General features: G+C 58.4%; 12 protein-coding genes. 4 read left to right on the top strand and 8 right to left on the bottom strand.

The window, feature by feature from the left end; all coding sequences use genetic code 11:
• The first annotated feature begins 99 nt into the window (after positions 1-99).
• The gene (locus ACSEXW_RS02130; RefSeq protein WP_438444829.1) at positions 100-759 is read left to right on the top strand and encodes a response regulator; all 660 of its coding nucleotides are present in this window, start codon (positions 100-102) and stop codon (positions 757-759) included.
• On the top strand, positions 756-1,763 hold the full coding sequence (locus tag ACSEXW_RS02125; RefSeq protein ID WP_438444448.1) for a sensor histidine kinase: 1,008 nt from the start codon (positions 756-758) through the stop codon (positions 1,761-1,763). The genes ACSEXW_RS02130 and ACSEXW_RS02125 overlap by 4 nt, the downstream gene beginning before the upstream one ends.
• 93 nt (positions 1,764-1,856) lie before the next feature.
• Here the strand turns inward: ACSEXW_RS02125 and ACSEXW_RS02120 are convergent, their stop codons facing one another.
• The 4 genes from ACSEXW_RS02120 to ACSEXW_RS02105 form a co-directional block, all read right to left on the bottom strand.
• Positions 1,857-3,833, bottom strand: coding sequence for an ABC transporter permease (locus ACSEXW_RS02120; RefSeq protein WP_438444447.1), 1,977 nt, complete (start codon positions 3,831-3,833; stop codon positions 1,857-1,859).
• Positions 3,830-4,576 (bottom strand): ABC transporter ATP-binding protein, encoded by a 747-nt coding sequence (locus tag ACSEXW_RS02115; RefSeq protein ID WP_438444446.1) that lies wholly within the window; start codon positions 4,574-4,576, stop codon positions 3,830-3,832. Before ACSEXW_RS02115 ends, ACSEXW_RS02120 begins: the two co-directional genes overlap by 4 nt.
• Before the next feature lie 129 nt (positions 4,577-4,705).
• A complete protein-coding gene (locus tag ACSEXW_RS02110; RefSeq protein ID WP_438444445.1) occupies positions 4,706-5,515 on the bottom strand; it encodes a histidinol-phosphatase in 810 nt (269 codons plus the stop codon).
• A gap of 86 nt (positions 5,516-5,601) precedes the next feature.
• Entirely contained in the window at positions 5,602-6,504 is a 903-nt protein-coding gene (locus ACSEXW_RS02105; RefSeq protein ID WP_438444444.1) for a LysR family transcriptional regulator, read from the bottom strand.
• 256 nt (positions 6,505-6,760) lie between these two features.
• Between ACSEXW_RS02105 and ACSEXW_RS02100 the strand changes: the two genes are divergently transcribed.
• Together ACSEXW_RS02100 and ACSEXW_RS02095 are read left to right on the top strand one after the other, a co-directional pair.
• Complete coding sequence (locus tag ACSEXW_RS02100; protein ID WP_438444443.1) at positions 6,761-8,287, top strand: MDR family MFS transporter; 1,527 nt, start codon at positions 6,761-6,763, stop codon at positions 8,285-8,287.
• A 497-nt stretch (positions 8,288-8,784) separates the two neighbouring features.
• Positions 8,785-10,101: an ATP-binding protein gene (locus ACSEXW_RS02095; protein WP_438444442.1), complete on the top strand. Its 1,317-nt coding sequence runs from the start codon at positions 8,785-8,787 to the stop codon at positions 10,099-10,101.
• A gap of 99 nt (positions 10,102-10,200) precedes the next feature.
• On the opposite strand, the gene ACSEXW_RS02090 is transcribed toward ACSEXW_RS02095, so the two are convergent.
• The 4 genes from ACSEXW_RS02090 to helD form a co-directional block, all read right to left on the bottom strand.
• Entirely contained in the window at positions 10,201-11,697 is a 1,497-nt protein-coding gene (locus ACSEXW_RS02090) for a sensor histidine kinase (protein ID WP_438444441.1), read from the bottom strand.
• Positions 11,687-12,382 (bottom strand): response regulator transcription factor, encoded by a 696-nt coding sequence (locus ACSEXW_RS02085; protein WP_438444440.1) that lies wholly within the window; start codon positions 12,380-12,382, stop codon positions 11,687-11,689. Before ACSEXW_RS02085 ends, ACSEXW_RS02090 begins: the two co-directional genes overlap by 11 nt.
• A 94-nt stretch (positions 12,383-12,476) precedes the next feature.
• On the bottom strand, positions 12,477-13,268 hold the full coding sequence (locus ACSEXW_RS02080; protein WP_438444439.1) for a TIGR01457 family HAD-type hydrolase: 792 nt from the start codon (positions 13,266-13,268) through the stop codon (positions 12,477-12,479).
• Between the two features lie 68 nt (positions 13,269-13,336).
• The gene (helD, locus tag ACSEXW_RS02075) at positions 13,337-15,658 is read right to left on the bottom strand and encodes an RNA polymerase recycling motor HelD (RefSeq protein ID WP_438444438.1); all 2,322 of its coding nucleotides are present in this window, start codon (positions 15,656-15,658) and stop codon (positions 13,337-13,339) included.
• Positions 15,659-15,783: the final 125 nt, after the last annotated feature.

Genomic DNA, 15,783 nt, shown 5'->3' with positions numbered 1-15,783 from the left:
GTTCGGGCCCTCTTTTTGTGTGAAAACAGGTGCATTCCATCGTATAATCGAAGCAAGGACTCGCATAGAGCAAGGAGGACAACGCCTTTGTTCAGCATCATGCTTGTGGAAGACGACGCCAGGATTCGCACCATCATCGCGGATACCCTCCGCAAATGGAGATTCGAGGTCGTGGAGCTCGCCGCGTTCGACAACGTGAAGGAGGACTTCGAGAAGCATCAGCCCCATCTCGTCATCCTCGATATCAATCTGCCGGTATTCGACGGCTTCTATTGGTGCCAGCAGATCCGCACCGTCTCCAAGGTGCCGATCATCTTCCTCTCCTCCAGGAGCGGAAACATGGACATCATCATGGCCATTAACATGGGCGGCGACGACTTCGTTCAGAAGCCCTTCGACATCGGGGTCCTGGTTGCGAAGGTGCACGCGCTGCTGCGGCGTAACTACACCTACCAGGAGGACCAGCTGAAGCTGTCCCACCGGGGACTCCATCTGAATCTGATGAACTCGTCCGTCCGGTATGAGGACAGCATCTCGGAGGTTACACGCAATGAGATGACCATCCTGTTGACGCTGATGCGCAATGCGGGCAAGATCATCTCCCGGGAGGATCTCATGCAGGCCTTGTGGCATGACGATCAGTTCGTGGACGACAATACACTGACGGTTAACGTGAACCGCCTGCGCCGGAAGCTGGCCTGGATGGGCCTGAAGGAATACATCCTGACCCGCAAGGGCTTGGGGTATATCGTCGAATGAGGCTGAAGCGGTTTCTCCGGTATGAGAGGCCCTATCTCCTCGCCTTCGCCGCCTCCTTCGGGCTGACGGTGTCCGTACTCTACGCGGAGCTGGGCGCACCATGGCGCTGGGGCACCTTCTGGTACGCGGCGGCGCTGAATCTCCTCCTCGGGGCCGGCTTCTTCCTCTACCGCTACCTGAAGCAGGTCCAGGCCATGCGCCAGTTGGACGCGGATGACACCGAGCCCTTATCCCTGCAGGCGGAGGCCTGTTTGCAAGCTCTGGAGGAGCAGGAGCGGGAGCATATCCGATCCCTGAACGACGTCCAGCTCAAGCGGGGGGAATACTATGATTTCGTGGCCTCGTGGTTTCACGAGATCAAGACACCCATCTCCGTCATCCGCCTGATGCAGCAGACGGAGATGTCGCCCGCCGCGCTGGAGCAGGAGGTGGCCCGGATTGAGCATTATGTGGACCTGGCCCTCTATTATGCCAAGCTGGACAGCTTCAGCCAGGATTATGAGATCACGAGCTGCGACCTGGGGCAGATGGCCAAGGAGGCGGTCAAGAGCCACTCCAAGGCGTTCATCAGCCGCCGGATCCGGCTTCATCTGGAGGTTCTTCCGGAGAAGGTGCAGAGCGATCCCAAGTGGCTTCTCTTCATCTTGAACCAGATCCTGTCCAACAGCCTGAAGTATACGGGGGAGCAGGGAGAGATTACCCTTGCGTCCCGTTCCACTCCGGAGGAGAAGCAGCTGATCATCCGGGATAACGGCATCGGCATTGACCCGAAGGACCTTCCGCGGATCTTCAACCGCGGCTTCTCCGGGGCCAACGGGCGCATCCATACAAAGTCTACGGGCATGGGCCTGTATCTGGCCCAGGAGCTGTGCGCCAAGCTGGGGCATTATCTGACCTGCACCTCCGATCCCGGACGCTGCACGGAGATGGTGATTCATTTCCCGCGCAGTCACGACCCTTACCTGCATCTGCTGCAACAAACCGCGAGGCGGTCTCACGAGTAGCCGCATGTGCTGCCCGAGGCTTCCGCCAATGAAAAAAAGCCCTTTTCGGGGCTTTTTTTCTGTTCAGGGCGTGTCTTCGTGTGGTCGGAGGGATCATTTCACCTGCACGATCCGGTAGTAGATCCCGGCCGAGGACAGGTAAAAGAAGAGATAGATCAGGCCGTACAGACCCATGACGCCCCAGAAGATCCCGGTCAGATCGGGGAAGTCCTGGATGGTGTCAAGGATGTAGGTCTTGAAGATGAGCCCGCTGTTGGCGGTGCCCAGCAGGAGCGGCAGCGAGAAGACGAACAGCAGCTGCTTGCGGATGACGCTCTTCATCTCCGAAGGCTCCACTCCCAGCTTCCGGAGGATGGCATACTGCTGCTTCGCGTCCTCCGCTTCCCTCAGCTGCTTGAAGTAGATGACGCTGGCCAAGGCGAACAGAGCGATCAGGGCCAGGAAGGCTCCGGAGAACAGCAGAAGGGAGGAGCCCTCGATCTGCTTGGAGTAGACGTCAGCGAAGGAGGAGTAGTAGCTCCCAGGGGTGGCGGTTACCAGCTCATGCAGCTCCTTGGAGAGCTCCTCGGCCCGTCCGGCTCCGGCGATCTTGTACAGCTCGAACCGCTTGACGGGTGCGGAAGGCTTCAGCTTGGCATACGTTCCATCGGAGATGACGAGTACGGCCGGCTTCTTCAGCATGGAGCGTACGGGATCGCTGGCCCAGCCAAGCAGAGCGTAATCCTTCTTCTCCATCAGCTTCAGCTCTTCAAGTGCAGTGCCTCCGGCAGCGATCGAGAACCGAGGCTCCTGTCCTGCAGGGTAGGTGATGCTGCCCAGGTCCATGCCTTGGGAGAGGGAGAGGGCTTCGCCGTCCGCCAGCCGGACCCGGTGCTCCGGCTCCTCCCGAAGCTCCATCATTCCGTTGTATGCCGACTGCGGGACCAGGAGCAGCATAGCGGGATTGAAATATTCCGGGTTCTCGAAGGCCGTCCCGAGCGTGCTCTTCGCTTCCACCTGCAGCGTTTCCAGGATCCGGTGGTCCAAAACGGCATGGCCCGAATCGGCGATCATGCGGTCCAGGCGCTCCTGCATGGAGGCGTCCTGGGCTTCATAGGCGATATCGTTAGGCAGGTTCCGGCCAACGGCCTCGAACTGAACGGCATAGTTGACGGCCACGAAGGATACCAAGAGCAGGATCACGGTGCTGAATAGCGAGATGAAGGTCAGATTCAGCGTATTGCTCCGGATCTGGAACCGGATGGCGGAGGACCACAGCACCGTATTCCCCACATGGTACCGCCGCCGCCGGCGAAGCCGTTCCAAGAGCCAGCCGGCGAACTGGCGGAAGAGCAGATAGGTGCCCAGGATGATGCCAACCGTGCAGACGATGAGACTGGCTCCCATATGCTCCCTCCAGGCAGCGGATTCACGGCCTGCGGCCAGAAGCGCATAGGCTGCGCCGAGCAGGGTCACGGAGAGAAGAGCCAGCCACCGGGAAGGCTTCACGGGCTTCTCCGTCTTCTCCTTGGCATGGAACAGCTCCACCAGCTGCACCCGTCGAATCATGACATGGGTCTGGATGCTGATGACGCACGCCAGAAGGAGGAAGATGACGACGGTAGCACCGACCGCCTGCAGGGGAAACGAGAGGGAGATGACCTGATGGTAGCGCATCAGGTTCATGAGCAGCCGCCCGAACAGCTTGGACAGGAGTCCGCCCAAGAGAATGCCGGTCACCAGAGAGAAGACGCCGATGGCCAGTGTTTCGTAGAAGACCATCCGGGTGATCTGCCCTTCCGTCATGCCGTAGAGCAGGTACATGCCGAGCTCCTTTTTTCGCTGGCGCATGAAGAAGGAGTTGGCGTAGAGGACGAACACGACGATGAAGAGGATGATGACCGTAGTGGCCGTGGCGACGCCTGCTTCGAAATTTTGCCGGTTCCGGAGCGCATCCAGCACATCCCGGTTGAACATGAGCGACAGGAAGGTGAAGTAGATGACCACCCCCGTGATCATGGAGAACAAGTAGATGGTATACAGGCGGAAGTTGCGGCGCACATTCCTTAGCGTAAGATCCAGAAGGCTCATCTCACCTTGCCTCCCATGATGCTCTGGGTTTCGAGAATCCGGTCGTAGAAGTCCCTCTGGCTCATCTCTCCCGAATAGAGCTCGTTCACGACTGCCCCGTCCCGCAGGAAAATAACCCGCTTGCAGTAGCTCGCCGCGTAAATATCGTGAGTCACCATCAGGATGGTGGTGCCGAAGGTTCCGTTCAGATTTACCAGCTCCTCCAGCAGCTGGGTGGCGGACCGGGAATCCAGGGCGCCTGTGGGCTCGTCGGCGAAGACGACGGCGGGCTTGGTGATGATGGCCCGGGCGCAGGCGGTGCGCTGCTTTTGACCGCCGGAGATCTCGCTCGGGTACCGGTCCAGAATGTCCCGGATGTTCAGCGCCCGTACGATGGGCTCCAGCCGGGCCTCCATCTCCTCCGCCGGACACCGGCGCAGGGAGAGGGGGAGCAGTATATTTTCCTTCACCGTTAAGGTATCGAGCAGGTTGTAATCCTGGAAGATGAAGCCCATCTTCTCTTGGCGGAAGCGGCGCAGCTCGCTCTTCCCCAGCTGAAGCAGGGACTGCTCCTCCAGCCAGACCTCACCGCCCGTGAAGCGGTCGATGGTGGAGATCACATTCATCAGCGTGGATTTGCCGGAGCCGGAGGGGCCCATGACGGCGGTGAATTCGCCTGCTTGGACCGTAAGGTCGATATTCCGGAGCACCGGGGTTTTGCCATAGCTCTTGGCCAGATTCTTGGTACGTATGACAGGGTTCATAGGGGGCAGCCTCCTTCAAAGCTTATAGCTCCACTATACCGGGGGTGGAGAGGAGCAGCCATCGATCATGCAGGACCCAAGGTGACGGTTCTGTCACTTTGGCCCTCCCAAGAAAAAAAAGACCCTCCGTTAAGCCAACGGAACGGTCTTCTTCTGCTTGCTGCTGAAATATACCCAATGGCCGAACCCGATCTCCTTCAGACGCTTGGCCACCAGCTCCCACTCGTCCCCGACCCGCTCGGGGTCATGGGCGTCGGAGCCGAAGGTTACCTCGATGCCGTAGAATAAGGCCCGTTCCAGAATGGAGTCGGAGGGGTACCAGCCGCCGACGTCCTTCGTTTTGCCGGAGGTGTTGATCTCGATGGCCATACCGGCCTCGCCGATGATCTTGAGGGTCTTGTCTACGGCGTCGGTCTCGATATCGGAGAAGGCGGGATAGAAGCCCTTCATGGCGTCAATATGGCCGAGAATCTGGAACATGCCGCTTCGGGCCGATTGGGCGATCAATTCGTAGTAGATCTCCTTCTGACGAATCTTCTCCGCCTCGGACAGCCCCTTGAACCGCTTCTTGTTGAAAATGCTGACCCCGTCCGATTGATGGACGGAACCGATGATGTAGTCGAAGGGATAAGGCTCATACCGGCTCTTGTACAGCTCCGCATGCTCGGGGAAGAAGTCCGACTCGATGCCCAGAAGCACCTCGATGCGGCCCTGATACTCTTCCTTCAGACGGAGCACTTCGGCGATATAATTCGGAAACTCGCTCTTCGCCATGGCGATGGTCGGATGGGCCTGGTCGGCCTTCTCCCCGAAATAAGGAGAGTGGTCCGATATGCCGATGACCTGCAGGCCTCTCTCGAGGGCCGCTTCGATATAATCGCGGATGCCGCCCCGGGCATGGCCGCAGCGGTTGTGATGCGTATGTAGATCAAATTTCAACGGTTCCACCCCTTGTGCGCACGCGTGAATTCCCCAGCTTAAGGGTATTGTATCCTATTTCACGCGGGGTAAACAACCGAACCGGGTCATTCCGATCCGATGAAATGATTCTGCGGCATCCCCTTCAGGTCGCTCAAGAACTGCTGCATGGCGGAGCTCAAGTAACGGCCGGACTTGTAGACAACCCCCACCGGGTGGCTGATCTCCAGATCGCTGACTTGAATCATCTTCAGCGTGCCCATGCGGATCTCATTGGAGATGGAGAGCTTGGAGATGACGGCGGCGCCCAGATTCAGCTCCACCATCCGCTTGACCTCCTCGCTGCTGGAGAGCTCCATGACGGTCTGCGGCACAATGTCCAGCTTCTTGAAGAGATGATCGACGAACCGTCGGCCGGCAGTGTCCGGCGACAGCATGATGAGCGGGATGTGGCGCAGCTCCTCGATGCTGGCATGATTCTGCCGGGCCAAAGGATGCTCGGGGGATACCACGAGCTCGAAGGTATCATAGTAGAGGACGGAGGACTCCAGGTACGGATTCTTCTCGAACAGATAGGCGATGCCGATATCCACGCTGCCGTTCTCCACACTGGTCATAATCTGGGAGGAGGGCATGGAGTGGATCGTGATCTTGATGAGCGGGAACTGGTTCTGGAAGTAGGAGAGAACCCGCGGCAGCGTCTGCATGGCGATGGAGGTGGTGGTGCCCAGATGGATGTGGCCTTGAGGCGTATTCTCCAGATCGGCCAGCCTCTGCTTCAGCTCCTCAACGGTGCGGACGATCTTCATGGCATGATCCAGAAAAACGCGGCCGCTGTCGGTCAGCGTCACCGGCTGGTTCCGGTCGATGAGTACGGTCTGGTACTCGTCCTCCAGACTCTTGATCTGGGCGGAGACTGCAGGCTGGGTCAGATTCAGGATCTCCCCGGCCTTGCGGAAGCTCATGGTTTTGGAGATGGTGATGAAGGTTTCAAGCTGGTTCATGTTCATGGGTCGGAATCCTCCTGCAACGGCCGTCGGACTTTCAGGCATGGTATGGTTCTGCTGGGAAATTTAGAATAAATATAATTTATAGAAATAATCATGGATATAAATTTCTTTTCTCGTGTGGTTTTATTATATGCGATCCCATAACCGGAGGCAAACATCTTTTCCACTTCTTTTCCTTTACGCGATTTTTATTTGGAGGGCTGCCGGGTTTTGCAATATAATGGGTGGGATATCTTCAAGGATACGAATGATGTTGATGGAGGGACAACAATTGAAAGAGAAACGAACGAATGTCAAATGGACCGTGGTCGGTCTGATGCTGGCTCTCCTGCTGGCCTCATTGGACCAAACCATCGTCTCGACGGCGATGCCCACGATCATCGAGGAGTTCGGCGGACTCGATAAATTCGTCTGGGTCTTCTCCGCGTACCTGATTACCAACGTGGCGGGGATGCCCATCTTCGGGAAGCTGTCCGATATGTACGGACGCAAGCGGTTTTTCCTATTCGGCTTGATCACCTTCATGGTCGGCTCCGCGCTGTGCGGCACCTCCCAGAGCATGACCCAGCTGATCCTGTACCGGGCGGTCCAAGGGATCGGCGGCGGCGCTCTGATGCCGATCACGTTCACCATCGTCTTCGACCTGTTCCCGCCGGAGAAGCGGGGCAAGATGCAGGGGCTGTTCGGCGCCGTATTCGGCATTTCCAGCGTTCTGGGTCCCTTGGCGGGTGCGTTCTTCACCGACTATGTGGCCTGGCAGTGGATCTTCTACATCAATCTGCCGCTCGGCATCGTCGCTCTTGCCTTAATCGCCATTTCCTACCACGAATCCCTGGAGCACCGGAAGGAGTCCATCGATTGGGCGGGAACCGTTCTGCTGGTTACGTCGGTGCTCTGTCTCATGCTGGGCCTGGAGCTTGGAGGCAAGGAGTTCGCTTGGGACTCCATGATTTCCTTCGTGCTGTTCGGCGGCTTCGCGGTGCTTCTCGCCGTGTTCCTCTGGTCGCAGACTAAGATTGCGTCGCCGCTCATCCCGCTGGGGCTGTTCCGGAACCGGCTGTTCAGCGCCAGTATGGGGATCAGTTTCTTCTACGGAGCCATCATGATCTCCTCCGCTTCTTACATTCCCCTCTACATTCAAGGGGTCTTCGGAGGCAAAGCGACGGAGGCCGGCTTGACTCTGACGCCGATGATGCTGGCGGTGGTGGTGAGCAGCATGCTGGGTGGCCGGTTCGTCGGCAAGCTCTCGTACCGGACGGTCATGCTCAGCGCAGCCGTCTTCATGGCAGCCGCGGTGCTGCTCTTGGGGACGCTCTCCATCGACACGCCCCGCTGGCAGGTAACCGTGTACATGATCATGCTCGGCTTGGGGATTGGGGCTTCGTTTCCCGTCATCTCCATGTCGGCACTGCATAAGGTGGAGTTCCGCCAGCGGGGATCGGTCAATTCGCTCAACACCTTCTTCCGGACCATCGGCTCCACCTTGGGGATTACAGTCTTCGGCGCTCTGCAGTCCAACCATCTGAAGAACAGTCTGACCGCCTTTAAGGACAATCCCATGTTCGCCGGCCATGACATCGGAGACGGGCGCTTCCTTCTGCAGGAGCAGGTCCGGAAGATGATTCCGCCGGAGATCCTGAACAAGATGCTGGCAGCTTTGGCCGATTCGATCTCGTACGTCTACGATTGGGCCATCATCGCGGCGGCACTGGGCATCCTCTGTATCCTGTTCCTGGGCAGAGCCAGACTGGAGGTTCCCTCCAAGTCGGTTCAGAAACCGTAACTGATTGGCTAGCAGATGCTGTAGAACGCCGTATCGCCGCATTCGACGGCGTGGAATATTTCCGGGGAAATCGACAGGGTTCCGCGTCGAGTTCCGGAGGATGCTGTATGCGCCGTCAAGGGAGCGCGCGGTCTATGCGATGGATGAAAGGTACGGCCGGGGCTGTGAGCTCCGGCCGTTTTTGTGTGAAGTGCGAGAGTTGGATGCGGGGATTAAGGCGGTGGGCCGCCTTAACTCGCCGCTCATCGCCATGCGCGGGAGAGTAAGGCGATGATCCGCCTTAAGCGTGGGGGAAGCCCGGCGCAGGGGCTTCGGCGTTGGAATTAAGGAGGTGAGCCGCCTTAATTCGCCGCTAGCAGCAGTGCTCACAAAAATAAGGCTTGAATTCGCTTTAAACTGAGGCGGTGCCCCGCTTTTTTTGACATTCCACAACCTGGTAAAATAGAATCATTCTTATAGATAAGAGTTTCCCTGATAGGAGATTGGAGCTTGTGCACATGACGAATCGATCGATACCTTTGACGGAACATATCAGTGTAACAAGCGGATCTCACATCCTGTATTTTTATGATGAACTGCAAGCTTATGTGGACAATGCGGTTTCCTTTATTGTAACGGGCTTCGAGCAGGGGCAGCATGTCATCTTCATCGACAGTCCGGAGCGGTATGTCCGGGTGATCGAGCGGCTGAAGGATTCGGGCTACGGGGAGCGGCTGAACCGGGTGGAGTTTATCTTGAGCGACGCTTTCTATCTTCTAAGCGAAACCTTTTATTTCGATAAGGTCTTCGAAAACTTCGTCAACGCCGTTCAGCCCTATCTCGAGCAGCGGATTCCCGTCAGGGCTTGGGGCCATGTGATGTTCGAGGATCAGGAGGACCTGACCGAGCGCCTGCATCAATACGAATGCAAATGCGATCTGGCCATCAATCAATTGGGCGTGCTGACCGTATGCGCTTACTCGGGCCGACATGTCTCCGCAAGCCTGTTGGCGAGAATGCTCAAATCGCACGAATACCTCATGACGGACGAAGATCTGGTGCGGTCCAATCTGTACCGGAAGCCGGGGATGTCGGTGATCTTTCCCTCCCTTTCGGAGCATGCCAAGATCGTGAGCGAGAGGGATCTGTACAAGCAGAAGCTGGACTTCGTCCATGTCGTTTCCCATGAGGTGCGCAATCCCCTGACGGTGATCAAGGCTTACGCGACCATGCTTCGAAGAGAAGCGGAGGAAGGCCGGATCGGGGAGTCGGCGGCGAAGCGGCTGGCCGAGATTCAGGATTACGTGTCCGTAATCGATCACGAGATGACGCATATCATCAACACCGAGCAGATGCTCACCACCGAAGCGCTGTGGAGAAAAAGCGCCGTCGGTCCGGAACGGGTCCTCCGTGAGGTAGCCGAGATGATGGAGATCAAGGCCCGGACCCAGGGGATCGGTCTAACAGCACGCATCGGGCTTACGGGCAAGGAGGTCATGCACAGCAATATCATCGGCCTGCGCCTGGTCGTCTCCAATCTGCTGTCCAACGCAGTCAAATACAGTCATGAGGGAAGTGTAGTAGAGCTGGAGGCGGAGGTGTCCGGCGGCGAGCTTCACTTGACCGTCCGGGATTACGGCATCGGCATCAGCGGCGAACAGCAGGAGCAGCTCTTCCGGAAGTATCAGAAGATGAATACGGAACAGAACGGGCAGGGCATCGGCTTGTTCATGGTCAAGAAGCTGGTGGATCACTTCGAGGGTGTAATCGAGCTGGACAGCGAGGTAGGGGAAGGGACCACCTTCCGGCTGAGGTTTCCCGTGCTGCCCGGTTAATAGGGCAACAAAATAAGGCTCCGCAGATCCGTTCGGCGACGGGAAGTGCCCGTAGCAGAAGGATGGCGGAGCCTTTTGGCGCAATTGTGGGACATGGGATCAGAGCGGAAGCTTGACGCAGAACCGGATATCCTCTCCCTCGCACTCGGCCCAGATCTCGCCCTTGTGGGCTTCGACGATGCTCTTGGCGATGGCCAGACCCAGACCGGATCCGCCGGAGGACGAGGTGCGGGAAGCATCCACCCGGTAGAACCGGTCGAACAGGCGGGGAAGCTCCTCCTGGGGGATAGGCTCGCCGCGGTTCGAGATGGTAACCAGCGCCCAGCCGGGTTCCTCCCGGATCAGCCGGACCCGGATGGTGCCGGGACTGTGGCTGTATTTGACCGCGTTGCCGAGAAGATTTTCGAACACCCGGATGATCTTATGGGCGTCCATGGACAGCACCATGCGTTCCCCGGTGATCTCCCGTTCCAGATGAAGGCCGTTCTCCTCCGCATAGGTCACCAGCTCCTCGGACAGCTGCTCCAGCAGCTCGTTCAGGCACACCCGCTCGGGATTCATATGGATGATCTGGTTCGAGAGCTTGGTGTATTCGAAGAGATCGTCGATCAGCGCTTTCAGCTTCTCCGACTTGCCGTATGCGATCTGGAGGTAGTTGTCCGCCTGTTTGGAATCCTCGTAGTGCTTATCCTTTAACAGCCTTAAATATCCCATGATCAAGGTCAGAGGCGTACGAAGATCGTGGGAAACGTTGGTGATGAGCTCGTTCTTCGTCCGTTCGGCCTTGCGCTCCTCGTCGATGGTCTTCTGGAGGGCTTCCGCCATCTTGTTGATGCTGGCGGCCAGGGAGCCCAGCTCGTCCTTGGAGCGTTGGGCGACGCGGAAGTGGAAGTGTCCCTTGGAGATCTCGGCCAGGCCCCGGGCCAGTTCTTCCACGTAGGCCATCTTGCGCTTGGTCATCCAATAAAAAATAAAAATGAAGGACGCAATGGCCGTCATCAGGGTCAAAGGGCTGGAGCCCCGCTGATAGGTGATGCTGGGCTGCGGGATACCGGTGACGATCAGGTACGCCGGCTGGTCCTTCAGCTCGACGGGATAGAAGGAGGTGAATTCCTGCGCTTTGGACATGGGGGAATAGCGGGCTTCCATAGCATTGGCGATGATGTCGTGGAGATCCACCTGGGTCTCGGTAGCGTTGCCCGCCTTGAAGAACACCTTGCCGTCCAGATCGGCCAGGAGCACCTTGTTCCCGGTGAAGCTTACGTTCCGGGTGATATAGTCGGTGATGCCCTGGTAGCTCACATCGGGGGTTTTGATATAATTGGCGATTTGCCGGGCTTGTCCGTCAATGGTCTCGATGCCGTACTGGTAATCCAGGATGGGAGACCGGTTCAGCTCTCCAAAAAAAACATTGCCCACCGCATAAATGAAGGTGGACGCAACCAGGCAGACCATGAAGGTGAACATCAGCTGGAGGCGGATGCTGCGTACGACGCTGACCCTAGCCATGAGAGCCAGCTTGCCGCAGAAGCCGTACATGTCGCCGAACCAGTTGAAGGGGAAGGTTCTGCGCAGCAAGCTCAGCTTAGGTTTCAATTTTGTAGCCGACCCCCCACACCGTCTTGATGTACTTCGGCTGGCGCGGGTTCTCCTCGATCTTCTCGCGGATCTTGCGGATGTGCACCATCACGGTGTTGTCGGATTCGAAGAAGGCCTCGCCCCACACGGACTCGTAGATCCGCTCGATGCTGAAGACCATGCCGCGGTTGCGGCCCAGAAGCTCCAGAATGGCGAATTCGCGGGGGGTCAGCTTGATGTCTCGTCCGTCGATCTTCACCTCGTGGGTGGAGATGTTGATGACGAGGTCATCGATCTCGATCTCGTTCTCCCGGCGTGCTGCAGGAACGTTCAGCCGGGTATACCGGCGAAGCTGCGACTTGACCCGGGCCAGAAGCTCCAGGGGATTGAAGGGCTTCGTGACATAGTCGTCAGCACCGGTGCTTAAGCCCATGATCTTGTCCATGTCCTGGCTCTTGGCCGACAGCATGATGATGGGCATGTTTTTCTGTTCGCGGATCTTCAGGCAGGCTTGGATTCCGTCCATCTTCGGCATCATGATGTCCAGGATGATCAGGTCCACGTCTTGCTTATTCAGCACCTCAAGGGCTTCCAGTCCGTTGCCGGCCTTGATGATGCGGTAGCCGTCATTGCTCAGGTAGATCTCCAGCAGATCGACGATCTCTTTCTCGTCGTCCACCAGCAGGATGGTTTCCGCCGCCATGGGGCTGTTCACTCCTTCTTGCAGGCGTTTCCCCCCATTGTAATGGTTGAATCTTAAGTGCGGGAGGCCGTATATCTTAAGGATATCTTAAAAATCAAGCTTCCGCATCCTTCAACAGGCGGAACAGCTCCATGAGGCTTACGCAGGTGATGTCGGGCCGGATGCCCGTACTCGCGATCAAGGCCTCGCAATTGTCCGGAGTGGCCAAGCCGGTCAAGGAGAGGGCGGTCCGGCAGCCGGCTGCGATCCCGCCGCCGATGTCGGTGCGGATGTTGTCGCCGATGACCCAGATATCGCCTGCCGGGAGCCCGATCCGCTCGATGGCGTAGCGCATGATGATGGACGAGGGCTTGCCGATTAACACCGCTTCCGCCTCCGAGGCGGTCTTGATGGCGGCGGCAATGGAGCCTGCGCCGGGAATAAGCCGTCCCTCCATAGGCAGGAGATGGTCGGGATTGGTCTGAATGAAGCGGGCCCCGCTGCGGATATGACGGACTGCCTGCTCCAGCTTGGCATAGGTGAAGTCCCGGTCGATGCCCTGCACGACGTAGTCGGGGCTGTCATCCGTCAGGACGAAGCCCGCCTCTTCCAGAGCTTGGCGGAGCCCGGACTCCCCCACGCAGAAGACGCGGCGGCCGCGCCGGTCCTCCGTGATGTACCGGGCGGCGGCCATGGCGGAGGTGAGCACCTGAGAAGCATCGGTCTCGATGCCGGTGATGGATTGGAGCTTGGCCGCCACATGCTCCGGAGCGGCGGAGGAATTGTTGGTCAAGTACAGGAAGGGCCAACCTTGGCCTCGGATCTCCCGGATAAACCGGTCGGCCTCCGGGATCGGATCGGTGCCGGCATACATGGTGCCGTCCAGGTCGATGATAAAGCCCGGCATGCGGACTCCTCCTTTCGGCGGATCATTTTGATAGAACGTATTAGTATCTGCCGGCAAATGGGACTGGATCAGGAATGAGATGCCAGCTTGGCTTCTTGGTACAGCTCGGACGGAAGCTCCGCAAGGAAGCGGTTGACGGCGCCGGTATGATAGAGCAGGAGCCCGTTCATGGCCCGGGTACAGGCGGTATAGAACAGCTTGCGCTCCTCCTCGGAGCCGTAGTGCCGCTCTCCCGCCTCCGGGATCAGCACCGTGTCGAATTCCAGTCCCTTGGCCAGGTACACGGGAAGCACCACCAGAGCGTTGCGGAATTCAGCCTCTTCCTTGACGATCAGGTGAAGGCTGTCCGGCGCGCCTGCTTCCAGGAGGGCACGGTGGACCTGCTCGCTCTCGGCCGCGGTCTTGCAGATGACCGCGATGGTGGGCACGCCCTGGGCCTGCATGGAGCGCAGGGTATCCGCCATGTGGCGGTATCCTTCTTCCGGGCGGTCCGGCGCCTGGATCAGGATGGGCTTGCTGCCGCTGCGGCTGAAGGATTCGATGGCTTCGCCACCGGGCAGCATGGCTTTGGTGAACTCCACGATCTCGGCGGTGGAGCGGTAGCTTTTGGTCAGGCGCATGATGCCGGTCTGGTCCTTGCCGTAGAGATCCTCAAGGAACTCGTAGGATTCAATCCTCATGTGGGGTTGGATGGCCTGGTTCAGATCGCCGAGCAGGGTCAGCTTGCTCCGGGGGAACAGCCGGCGGATGATCTCGTATTGGAACGGCGAATAGTCTTGAGCCTCGTCCAGGATCACGTGGCGCATGCTGTTGAAGCTGTTCCAGCCGGTGATGGTCTCGAACAGATAGAGCAGCGGCGGCACATCCTCATAGGGGACCTTGCCGGTGTCCAGCTTAGAGAGGGTATCGGCGCGGATCGCCTCCCATACGGTCTCGTTCGGCGCATCGGCGCCGGCCGTAACGCGGCGGAATAATTCCGGGCTCTCGAACAGCTGCCGGTAGGTGGTGATCGGGTTGACGAAGCGGAAGCCCTTGATGAAGGCGGCCATGGCGGCGATCTTCCTGCGGACCTGCTTCTTGCTCATGATCCCGAGCTCCTCTTCGGTGCCCAGATACTTCGGATGATTCATCATCTTCCGGAACAGCTTCTTGGCCTGCCGATCCTCGAGCTCAGGCAGCTCGGCCAGCAGCACCTCCGCCATACGCTCCAGGCGCACGTGGATCTGGTGATGGCCGAAGCGGCCGTAGAACAGCTCCGACAGCTCTTCCTCCCGCTTCCAGGGCTGCTCCCCGTACGGTACCGGATCGAAGCAGATGGACTCGGAGGCAAGCAGCTCCAGGTAGCGGCGGATGGCGTCCAGATAATTCCGGGAGACCTTGTAGGCGATCCCGGCTGCTGCTGCCTCCTTGGCGGGACCTTCGGAAGCCGTCAGCATAGTCTCCATCTGCTCGTAGCGGTCCTGGGGCTGGATGAACCGGCCCAGGCGGTACTCGGCAAAGTCCTGGAAAGTGGTCTGGCGCATGTTGTCTTCCCCGAGCTCCGGCAGCACGTTGGAGATGTAGTCGCTGAAGAGGGGGTTCGGCGAGAACAGGATCATCTGGTCCGCCTGGATGCTCTTGCGGTATTTGTAGAGCAGATACGCCACGCGCTGGAGGGCGATGGACGTTTTGCCGCTGCCGGCGGCGCCTTGGACGATAAGCACCGGGTACTCCTCGTTGCGGATGACGCGGTTCTGCTCGCTCTGGATGGTGGTGACGATGCTCTTCATCTTCTCGTCGGACGATTTGCCCAGCATGAACTGGAGCATGTCGTCGCCGATCCGGATGCCCGAATCGAACACCAGCTGGATGAGGCCGCCGTTGATCTTGAACTGGCGTTTCAGGAGGAGCTCGCCCTCCACATGCCCTTCCGGGGTGGCGTATTTGGCGCGGCCCAGCGTGTAATCGTAGTACATGCTGGCGATGGGGGAGCGCCAGTCAAAGATGACGGGCTCCAGGGTCCTATCATCCAAGAGGGAGGAAAGACCGATGTAGATCTTCTCCGTCTGCGAAGGGTTCGCGCCGTCCTCCAGGAAGTCAATCCGGCCGAAGTAGGGGGAGCTCCGGAGGAGGCCCAGCTTGCGCAGGGCCGATTGCGCGGAGAGGTAGCCCCGCTCGATCCGGGCCAGCTCCAGGGAGTTGGCGACCACATCGCCGGCGGTTTCGATTTTATTGGACCAGTTGGCGTTGTCCTGCCGCATCTCCTCCCAGATCATCTTCCGGACGTCGATGACGTTCTCGCGCCGTTCCTGGGTAATGCCGCCGTACTTGGCCATCTGGTGGTCGATCTCGCGGATGACACCGGACAGGTGGGCTTCTTCGAATCGCTGCTCTTCGGGACTTACGCTCATATCGGTTCCCTCCGTATAAAAAATGTTTGACCTGGTGGGGATTATTTGCTACAATTATATTAGGAAAAATGTTATCGTTTTTCCTATTTTTTATGTACAGACGCCAATATTCATTGTAGCATGAT

Origin of the sequence: Oryzibacillus soli, assembly GCF_051594765.1 — a bacterium.
Classification (GTDB): Bacteria; Bacillota; Bacilli; order Paenibacillales; family NBRC-103111; genus Paenibacillus_AR.
The sequence above is the reverse complement of the archived record's forward strand: the minus strand, read 5'-3'. Positions and strand labels throughout refer to the sequence as shown.

Excerpts from the sequence above, each read along its gene's own strand:
- ACSEXW_RS02120 (WP_438444447.1), bottom strand. The coding sequence starts at position 3,833 with ATGAGCCTTCTGGATCTTACGCTAAGGAATGTGCGCCGCAACTTCCGC.
- ACSEXW_RS02125 (WP_438444448.1), top strand. The coding sequence starts at position 756 with ATGAGGCTGAAGCGGTTTCTCCGGTATGAGAGGCCCTATCTCCTCGCC.
- helD (WP_438444438.1), bottom strand. The coding sequence starts at position 15,658 with ATGAGCGTAAGTCCCGAAGAGCAGCGATTCGAAGAAGCCCACCTGTCC.
- ACSEXW_RS02095 (WP_438444442.1), top strand. The coding sequence starts at position 8,785 with ATGACGAATCGATCGATACCTTTGACGGAACATATCAGTGTAACAAGC.
- ACSEXW_RS02115 (WP_438444446.1), bottom strand. The coding sequence starts at position 4,576 with ATGAACCCTGTCATACGTACCAAGAATCTGGCCAAGAGCTATGGCAAA.
- ACSEXW_RS02105 (WP_438444444.1), bottom strand. The coding sequence starts at position 6,504 with ATGAACATGAACCAGCTTGAAACCTTCATCACCATCTCCAAAACCATG.
- ACSEXW_RS02085 (WP_438444440.1), bottom strand. The coding sequence starts at position 12,382 with ATGGCGGCGGAAACCATCCTGCTGGTGGACGACGAGAAAGAGATCGTC.
- ACSEXW_RS02080 (WP_438444439.1), bottom strand. The coding sequence starts at position 13,268 with ATGCCGGGCTTTATCATCGACCTGGACGGCACCATGTATGCCGGCACC.
- ACSEXW_RS02100 (WP_438444443.1), top strand. The coding sequence starts at position 6,761 with ATGGAGGGACAACAATTGAAAGAGAAACGAACGAATGTCAAATGGACC.
- ACSEXW_RS02130 (WP_438444829.1), top strand. The coding sequence starts at position 100 with ATGCTTGTGGAAGACGACGCCAGGATTCGCACCATCATCGCGGATACC.